Source organism: Clostridium sp. CTA-19, assembly GCF_054767855.1.
The window spans coordinates 1-8,883 of the sequence record NZ_BAAABH010000057.1; the positions used below are offsets into that span (position 1 = coordinate 1).

The following is an 8,883-nucleotide window of genomic DNA, read 5'->3' on the forward strand; positions in this document are numbered from 1 at the left end:
AATATCTCATAGTAAAAGCTGAGAGAATATTGGGTGGAGCACAAAAATTTGTTTATAAAGTTACAACTCAAAATGGATTTATGTTTGTTATTTACATTTGGCATGAAAGTACTTCTTATTTTTCAGATTTGGAAGGTAATGATATCTTTACTTCCAGTAGTGCAGARTTATTTGAGATTAACAATMAYTTTATGATARAGCATGGTGTTTGCACACCAAAGTTATATTACATGGATAGAACAAAAAAAGATTTTCCATTTGAGTATGCATATGTTGAATATATTGATGGCTTGGATATGGATGCTATTATTGAAAAACATCCTGAACGTGTTGAAGCGGTGATGACATCATTAAAAGAGAATCTCAATAAAATGTATGGGATTACAAATAGACAGGCAGGTGCACTAAATTGCCTTCAGAGCCAAGGGTTTTCAACAGTAGAATATTCATTTAATGAAGCAAAAAAGAACCTTAATTATATTATGGACACTGATTTGAAAAATAAAGTGTTGTATTTGAAAGTGGACATGATTTTAAACCAGATATATGRTGAGATYGARGAAAATGATGAATATTCTTTTGTGCACTATGAATTAGGTCCAAACCATGTAATGGTGAACGAAAAGAATGATACTTATTTAATTGATATTGAGGGTGCGAAGTTTTTTGATGTTGAAATAGAATACAGTTTTATGCAAATGAGATTTGGTCAAAACTATTGTTATTTACAGAGGGATGATCTAAATCAGGAAAAAATGAGATTTTACTTGTTATACCATTATCTAGGAAATATTTGCGGAGCGTATCAGTTATTAGATAAAAATTATTATAATATTGATGAAGTTTGTGGAATGATTTCATATTTAACAAATTGCTTAGAAAAATTTTGTGATATTGAGATGTAACTACTTAGATAGAGGAATAAGAATAATATTTTTGAAAATTGAATAATGAGGTGTTGTAAAACTATCTAATTTACACAGAGGTGCTGGTTTGATATAATTTCCTTATGAGATAATTCATAATTGTAATTAATGAAAGGGAATAGTATTAATATGAAAAATAAATCTTATATTCCATATATTTTGGGTTCAATCCTTGGTTTTTTTATATTTGCATTTAGTATGAACTATGTAGAATGTGAATCACTATTGATTATAGTTGGTATTGTTGGTATGTCAGGAATGATGTATTGCATTACAAAATTATTTAATTTTCAAAACCATAGATTATAATTTCCCCATTTAACTTAATAACTAAAAAAACGAATAATTTACCCAGACGCCGTATTATTTAAAATTGAATATGCGGTATTTTTTCTGTCACAATAAAAAAAGTGTGAATGGAAATATTACTTTAACATTGAATAATGAAGTATTAAAAATATAAATCAGTTTACATTTATTTCAAAAATATTTACGTAGATATGATATAATTAATATAAGTTAAAGTCATATGTAAACGGTATAAGTAATTTTACATAAGGGGATGAGTAAAACTATGGCTTATAAATTGAAAGAAGTAACAGTAAGACTGAATAGTTCAGAAGAGGGAATGAAAATAATTGGTCAAATTTGGGATGATGTTGAGAGCGGAAAACTACCAATTCTTTTTGATAGCGAACATAGGTTTCAAAAAGGAGCTTCTCCAGTTTCAAAATATAGTAATTATTCAAAAGACCAAAATGGGGAATATGATTATACTATAATGGCTGTAACAGCTGACTTTTTTAAAAAAATGGAAACAAAAGTGAATAAAGGTTTCTATAAAAAATATAATGAAAAAGATGAAACTGGAGAAATAAATGTATGTTCAAAAAAGGCATGGGAAAAGGTATGGAGTGAACAAAAATTAGGAAATATAAATAGAGCTTTTACTGAGGATTATGAGAGCACTGTTCCTGGTAAATATACGAAAGATGGGAAAGCACATTGTTATTTATATATTGCTATTAAGTAGAATAAAAAATGAAGGTGTAAAATAATACAAACCTATAAATTTTAATTTGCAGGTTTGAAGTAATATAACTTTAACTCAAATTAGGACATATCGTTTATTGTTTACTATTACACTTAAAATATTTGTTACAAACACCGTATTATTTAAAATTGAATATGCGGTATTTTTTATGTCACAATAAAAAAAGTGTGACAGAAGTATTCTTTAAAAATTGAATAATATGGTGCTTGCAAATTTCTATACTTTTGCAGAATAATGAAAATATGTAGATGTTATGATATAATTCTCATACTAATTAAATAATAATTGTAAAATTTTATTGATATTTTTTAAGGAGAAAGAGATGTTAAGAATTGGTGAATTTTCAATGTTATCAAAAATTAGCATTCATATGTTGAGAAATTATGATGCAATGGGATTGATAACTCCTGCTCATATAGATGGTTTTACAGGATATAGATACTATAGTGAAAATCAATTACCTATAGCTAATAAAGTGCAAGCATTAAAAGATATGGGGTTAAGTCTTTCAGATATTAAGAAGGTTTTGGAAAAACATGATAATAATGAATTGCTTAAGGAATATTTATTTGATTTAACTGCTCAGAAAAAAGAAGAAATTCATAAACTTGAAAAACAATTACTATTAGTAAAGAATGCTATTAATTGTTTGAAAAATGGTTCAAATTTGTCCAGCAGTATAGCAATAAAAGAAATACCTTCTAGAAAAGTTATTAGTTATCGTAATAAAATAAAAGGTTATAATCAAGAGGGAGTATTATGGCAACAAATGTATGAAGAAGCTAGATTAAATAATATAGAATATGATAGTCCAGCTTATATTATTGCTATATTTCACAATCAGAAATATGAAGAGTATCAAATTGATGTAGAAGTTCAAAGAACAGTTAAATGTAAATTTAAGGACACTGAGAATCTTAAGTTCAAATTTGTTAATTCAATTTTAGTTGCAACTATAACTGTTAAAGGTGGATATAGTCAACTTTTTCAAGTAAATCAAGCAATAGCTGAATGGATTACTAATAATAATTACAAATTGAATGGTCCACCATTTAATATTTATCATGTATCGTTTGAAACTCAATCTAATATAGAAGAACTCATTACAGAGATTTGCTTTCCAATTAAAAATAAGTCATAGTAAACTATTGACTCTAGTATTAGGGGAGGGCTTAAAATTTAGTTAATCTAATGTGAAAGGAAGATTAATTATGAAGATTTTAAGGTTACCTCATAGAGTAGTTGATTATTTATGTCCAGTTAATGGACTATGTGACATTTATGAATGGAAAACAGGAAAAAGGATACCAGAAGAACTCATTTTTTATTCGGCAACAGGATTCCAGTTAATATCTCAAAAAAGAGCAAATCCTCCCAAAATGATATTTCTAGGAAGTTGTAGTATCGGTAAAAGACAATATGAATTTTGGAAAGAATTTATGGGATATGATATTATAGCAGATGAAGGAAAAACGTTTAAAAAAACTCTAGAAAAGGTAAAAAAGCTCATTGATAAAGAAATCCCAGTAATTATATTTGGAGTGGACATGTATTATTTAAAATATCATGAAAAGTTTTATCATAAGATTCATATTACAGGTCATGTGATTTTAATGGTGGGGTATGATGAAGATTATATTTACATTCATGACAATTCAAAGGAGAAAATTCAAAAAGTTTCTTATGATGATCTTAAATTAGCATGGGAAAATAATTTTATTGGTATAAGCAAAAAGAATGCATATTTTGGAATTGATTTTACTAATATCAATTACAATAGGAAAAGTGTTCTCGAAGCTGCCTTTAAAAATAATGCGGAGAACTATCTTTGTTCTAATCTAGGATTTATAGGAATGCGTGGATTTGAAAGATTTATTAAGGAATTTGATACATGGAATACAATATTTGATAAAGATAAATTAAGGGAAATATATATACATCTTATTACTTACACAGGAAGTGTGCTTCCAGGGGTGCCAAAAGAATTAAATGAAAATGATCCTGAGATTGATGATAATTCACATAAGGCATGTAGAGATAAATTAGCAAAGGCGTTAAATGAAAATTGTGATAAACTAGGAAATGAAAATTGGAAGGTTGCATCAAAGTTATATGAGGAGAGTGGATGCATTATAGAACAAATTGTTCAAGGATTTATTCAGGATGTCATCGAAAATTCATATAATAACGCAAATAAATACATCAAATTGTTTAAAAATATAAAATGTATAGAAAAGAAAGCACAAAGATGCTTTGTTAATATTTGAAGCTTTTAATTGGTCGTAAAATTGGAGATACTTGAGATGAAAAATAAAAATAATTCTTTAAATTATAAAATATTTAGCATTGTCCTACAACATGTTTAATCTATTTTAATTAGTTTATTGCGAGGATAAAACGAAATAATAAATTTATGCAAATACCGTAATATTCAAAATTGAATTTTACGGTATTTTCTAGGTTGTTTTTCAAATAAGAGGTGAAATATATATAATAAGATATTTGAAAATTAAATACTGTATTATTTAAGAATATGAGGAAAATAGAACACTACAAGAATTATGAAATATAGGAGAAGGTTGATAAAAAACAAATAAAAGTTATCCTTTTTTATATTATTTAATTTAATATGTTATAATACAGAAAAAATAAATTTAAATTAATATACTGTGAACATTGTTAAAAATATTTATATAAATGTTGCAAATAAGGTATAGTATTCTTCAAAAAAACTGAAAATTTAAAATTATAATATAAGTATAATCTGAAGTAGAAACTGCAAAGCAATTTGAATGTCAAAATATATATTGTTATTTATATAAAAAAGCTAGGTTGGAATAATTATTTTGAAGAAAATTTTGCAGGGTATTTTAATAAAGACATTAGTACTAAGAGAATAGTTTCGCAACAGAAAAATAAGAGGGGATGTATGTACTATGGTAGTAGAACTTAATAGATTAAATTTTAATAAGGTTACGGATTTGTTTAAAGGTTTAGAATATAATTTATCAATTTTTAGTGTTATAAATAAAATCAATCCAGGCAGGATTTTTGTTAACAATGTGGACAATCCAACAGCAGCATTGTTAATAAGTCCAGAGGGCATGTATTTCATAGGAGATGCTAAAGATAATGCCTTTAATTGTGAGTTAAATAATGTATTGAAAGATAATATTTTTAAAAAAGCATTAGAAAAAAGTGAGGTAGATTATATAGTTTTTTATTCTTCAAAGGAATGGGAAAATTCATTTAAAGATATATTTAATTCATTATATCCAATGGAGGAGGAGAGAAAATATCTAGAACTAGAAATAGGTAAATTTGATATTGTGGAAGTATCGGAAAATGTAAAAAAAATCGATAAAGAAATGTTGTTGGATAGTAATTTGAAAGAAATTGATGATGTAAGAGAAAGCATAATTGAAAACTGGTCTTCCATTGATAATTTTTTAGAAAATGGATTTGGTTATGTATATATAATTGATGGTGGAGTTGTAAGCAGATGTATAGCTGACTGTGTAGTTGGAGAGAGGTGTGAACTAGGAGTAGAAACAGAAGAGGATTATAGAAAAAAGGGATATTGCACACAAGTGGTTACTGCAGTTTTAAATCATTGTAAAAATAACAATATAAAAAATGTAGGCTGGCATTGTTGGGATAATAATATTCCATCCTATAAATTAGCTGAAAAAGTTGGTTTTGAGCAGAAAAAGAATATTAAAATATATTTTGGGTGGTATGATTTATACGCTAATTATTTAATAAATGGTAACTATTATCTCAAGAGAAAAGTAAATTACAAGCTTTCAGCTGAATTTTACACAAGAGCCTTTGAAAATAACTATGGGTTTGTTTGGCAATTTTACAACGCAGCATGTGCTTATTGGAAAATCAATAAGAAGGAAGAAGCTAAAAAATATTATCAAATTGCCTTGAAAAATGGATGGAAAGGCATTGAACCATTAAAATCAAGTCCACTATGTGAATATCTATATGATTTAGAGGATAGCGTAATGATTGAATCTGAGTTGAAAATCTAGGAGGCGCTTTACAAAACAATTGTATGAGGAAAATATTTTGAAGGATTTCAGATTATGGGAAGTTTAAGCGCTAAATAATGTAAAAATTAATATTTGTGAATGGATATAGATTTATTAAGCTTAACTAAATTTATTTAACATTTTGACTATAAAGCGAAATAAGTATTAAAATTTGTTCTTTTAAAATTAAATATTATGCATTTGAAAAATATACAATAAGTACATTATAATGGTTATAAAGTATGAATTAACTATATATAAGATAATATATAAAAATTGGAAGTTTGGGAGGTAACCATGAACAATAAAGACAAAAAAAACACAGTAGAAAAATATATGACATTATATATGAGCATTGGAATGTGTTTCGGTGTTTCAGGTGGTTTAATATTTGGAATGATTATTTTCCCTGATAATATGGCGCTTGGAATGTGTTTCGGACTTCCAATCGGTATGTGTATCGGCATGGTAATAGGTCAATTAAAAGATAAACGTCTTTCTGAAAATATGATGATAATAAAAAAAATCAAAACTGTGGACGATTCAACAGATTTAGTGATTTATGTTAGTGATAAAAATGAGATAGAAAAGCAATATAGTGTCACTAAGCAACAAATGCAAGAAGAAAAATTCTTAGAAGGTGACCGAGTTTCAGAAGAAATAGATGGCTCTTTAATATCATTAGAAAGCAAATAAAATTATATGAAATTCAGTTTAGTAATAGATAATATTAATATATTATGAAAATAAAGTATAAAGCAGATACCGTAGTATTTAAAAATGAATATACGGTATTTTTTGTTTCGTAATTCAAAAATTTGACCAACTAATTAATGAACTATGATTTTTGAAATTAAATAGCATGGTATTTTAGGAGAGCTTAATAAGTATTTTTCTGTAAGGTAAATACTATGAAATTGTATTTAAGAGGGGAAAAGGAAATGAAATATTTAAAGAGTAAATAATACACTGTTTACAAAATATGTTATAATTTATTCATGATAATTATAATATTGTGTTCAATAAATAGGAATTTTAAAGGGGAAAATTATGGATAAAAATGAGCAATGGTTACAGTGGGCGATAGAATTACAAAGTCTTGCACAAGCAGGTCTTACATATGGTAAAGATGTTTATGATAAGGAACGATATGAACGTATTAGAGAAATATCAGCAGAAATTGTATCTAATATGTCGGATATTTCTTTAGGAATGGTGAAAAGCATTTTTTGTAATGAAAGTGGATACCAGACACCGAAACTTGAAACTCGTGCATCTATTTTTGAAAATGGAAAGATTCTTCTTGTTCGAGAGAATGATGGAAAATGGTCACTTCCAGGTGGTTGGTGTGATGTAAATGTGTCAGTTGGCGAAAATACAGTAAAAGAGGTAAAAGAAGAATCGGGTTTGGATGTGGTTGCAGACAGAATTATTGCGGTTCAGGATAGAGCAAAGCACAATCTTCCTGTCTATGCATATGGTATTTGCAAAGTATTTGTGCAATGTTCTGTAATTGGCGGACAGTTTGAAGAGAATATTGAAACAACAGAATATGGTTATTTCGAAGTGGATAATTTACCAGAACTTGCAACAGAGAAGAATAATGAGGAGCAAATTAAAATGTGTTTTGATGCATACTATATAGATGAGTGGAAAACACTATTTGATTAACAAATTTCAATTTGTAAGATAGATTAAGACAACTTTAAGGAACCAATTTTAAAATATTACGAAGAATAAATTAAATATTAAATTGCTTAGAATACCGTATTATTCAAATGAATATGCGGTATGTTTACATCCTTTAGTTATATTACGAATTAATTTTTAAATCTAAAAATACGAATAATGTTTTTAAAAAATTGAATAATGCGGTGAAAAAATTGTTTGAAAATCTTCTTTCATATATGGTTTATCCAGAATTAATTGGTTATAAATTATGCGATTTTAGTTCAATACGTAGTTATGCTTCATAATGAATTGCTTGATGTAAATAAATTTCTATAATACACTACAAAACTTACAATAATATGGTAAAATATATATATTATGAAACAAATTTATTTTATTACTTATGAATAATACCTGCATAAAAAGTGGAACTAACAATAGTTATATTATTATAAGATATGTGGAGGTTTTAGTATGAATATATTGATGTTAACTTGCAATATAATTATTCCTGTATTAATGATTTTCATAGGAATTTTATTTAAATGTAATTCATATAAAAAAATAGATAAAGCATTAGATTTAATTATACCTATAGCAATGTTTTTTAATGGATTTTTAGACGGAGAAAAAGAACATTTGTGTAAGAATACAAACAAATTAGATTCAGTTAATAGAAAGTATGGTTTAATATGGAGTATTTCAGGAGTAGGTACATTACTATTTACTATGATATCGCTAATATTAAATAAATCTAATATTTATAATACAAGTGTTACTTTACTAGAAGCTGAATGTTTAATATTAGTTGCTGTATTCGTTACTGTAGAATATATCTTAAAAAGAAATTTTAATAAAAATTACTAAAAAAATAATTTATATAAACACCGCATTATTCATGAATTGAATTTTGCGGTATTTTACGTGGCAATTTAAATAAGAGGTCAATATAAATAAAGAAAGATGAGGAACTAAGTTAATGAAAGAATTTAATTTTCCTTATGAAGAATTTAAGGTAAAAATATTAGAGTATTTTGGAAAAGAATATCTCATAGTAAAAGCTGAGAGAATATTGGGTGGAGCACAAAAATTTGTTTATAAAGTTACAACTCAAAATGGATTTATGTTTGTTATTTACATTTGGCATGAAAGTACTTCTTATTTTTCAGATTTGGAAGGTAATGATATCTTT

The 8,883-nt window shown here is 26.5% G+C and carries 10 protein-coding genes; all 10 read left to right on the top strand.

Translation table 11 applies throughout. The features are described 5' to 3' along the window. A partial coding sequence (locus ACYUE0_RS17190; RefSeq protein ID WP_460271812.1) for a hypothetical protein occupies positions 1-905 on the top strand: 905 nt, incomplete at its 5' end. 150 nt (positions 906-1,055) lie between these two features. Then, positions 1,056-1,235 (top strand): hypothetical protein, encoded by a 180-nt coding sequence (locus tag ACYUE0_RS17195; RefSeq protein ID WP_460271814.1) that lies wholly within the window; start codon positions 1,056-1,058, stop codon positions 1,233-1,235. Between the two features lie 265 nt (positions 1,236-1,500). Continuing rightward, complete coding sequence (locus tag ACYUE0_RS17200) at positions 1,501-1,959, top strand: AraC family transcriptional regulator (protein WP_460271816.1); 459 nt, start codon at positions 1,501-1,503, stop codon at positions 1,957-1,959. Positions 1,960-2,302: 343 nt separating this feature from the next. Then, positions 2,303-3,121 (top strand): MerR family transcriptional regulator, encoded by an 819-nt coding sequence (locus tag ACYUE0_RS17205; protein WP_460271817.1) that lies wholly within the window; start codon positions 2,303-2,305, stop codon positions 3,119-3,121. A 70-nt stretch (positions 3,122-3,191) separates the two neighbouring features. Continuing rightward, positions 3,192-4,247, top strand: coding sequence for a BtrH N-terminal domain-containing protein (locus tag ACYUE0_RS17210; protein ID WP_460271819.1), 1,056 nt, complete (start codon positions 3,192-3,194; stop codon positions 4,245-4,247). A gap of 669 nt (positions 4,248-4,916) precedes the next feature. Next, the gene (locus ACYUE0_RS17215; protein ID WP_460271821.1) at positions 4,917-6,020 is read left to right on the top strand and encodes a GNAT family N-acetyltransferase; all 1,104 of its coding nucleotides are present in this window, start codon (positions 4,917-4,919) and stop codon (positions 6,018-6,020) included. Positions 6,021-6,317: 297 nt separating this feature from the next. Beyond that, positions 6,318-6,716 (top strand): hypothetical protein, encoded by a 399-nt coding sequence (locus ACYUE0_RS17220; protein ID WP_460271822.1) that lies wholly within the window; start codon positions 6,318-6,320, stop codon positions 6,714-6,716. A 354-nt stretch (positions 6,717-7,070) separates the two neighbouring features. Continuing rightward, entirely contained in the window at positions 7,071-7,691 is a 621-nt protein-coding gene (locus ACYUE0_RS17225) for an NUDIX hydrolase N-terminal domain-containing protein (protein ID WP_460271824.1), read from the top strand. A gap of 474 nt (positions 7,692-8,165) precedes the next feature. After that, on the top strand, positions 8,166-8,558 hold the full coding sequence (locus ACYUE0_RS17230) for a hypothetical protein (RefSeq protein WP_460271826.1): 393 nt from the start codon (positions 8,166-8,168) through the stop codon (positions 8,556-8,558). A gap of 112 nt (positions 8,559-8,670) precedes the next feature. Continuing rightward, positions 8,671-8,883 (top strand): hypothetical protein (locus ACYUE0_RS17235; RefSeq protein ID WP_460271828.1); only part of this gene is annotated, 213 nt, incomplete at its 3' end.

Excerpts from the sequence above, each read along its gene's own strand:
- ACYUE0_RS17195 (WP_460271814.1), top strand. The coding sequence starts at position 1,056 with ATGAAAAATAAATCTTATATTCCATATATTTTGGGTTCAATCCTTGGT.
- ACYUE0_RS17200 (WP_460271816.1), top strand. The coding sequence starts at position 1,501 with ATGGCTTATAAATTGAAAGAAGTAACAGTAAGACTGAATAGTTCAGAA.
- ACYUE0_RS17205 (WP_460271817.1), top strand. The coding sequence starts at position 2,303 with ATGTTAAGAATTGGTGAATTTTCAATGTTATCAAAAATTAGCATTCAT.
- ACYUE0_RS17210 (WP_460271819.1), top strand. The coding sequence starts at position 3,192 with ATGAAGATTTTAAGGTTACCTCATAGAGTAGTTGATTATTTATGTCCA.
- ACYUE0_RS17215 (WP_460271821.1), top strand. The coding sequence starts at position 4,917 with ATGGTAGTAGAACTTAATAGATTAAATTTTAATAAGGTTACGGATTTG.
- ACYUE0_RS17220 (WP_460271822.1), top strand. The coding sequence starts at position 6,318 with ATGAACAATAAAGACAAAAAAAACACAGTAGAAAAATATATGACATTA.
- ACYUE0_RS17225 (WP_460271824.1), top strand. The coding sequence starts at position 7,071 with ATGGATAAAAATGAGCAATGGTTACAGTGGGCGATAGAATTACAAAGT.
- ACYUE0_RS17230 (WP_460271826.1), top strand. The coding sequence starts at position 8,166 with ATGAATATATTGATGTTAACTTGCAATATAATTATTCCTGTATTAATG.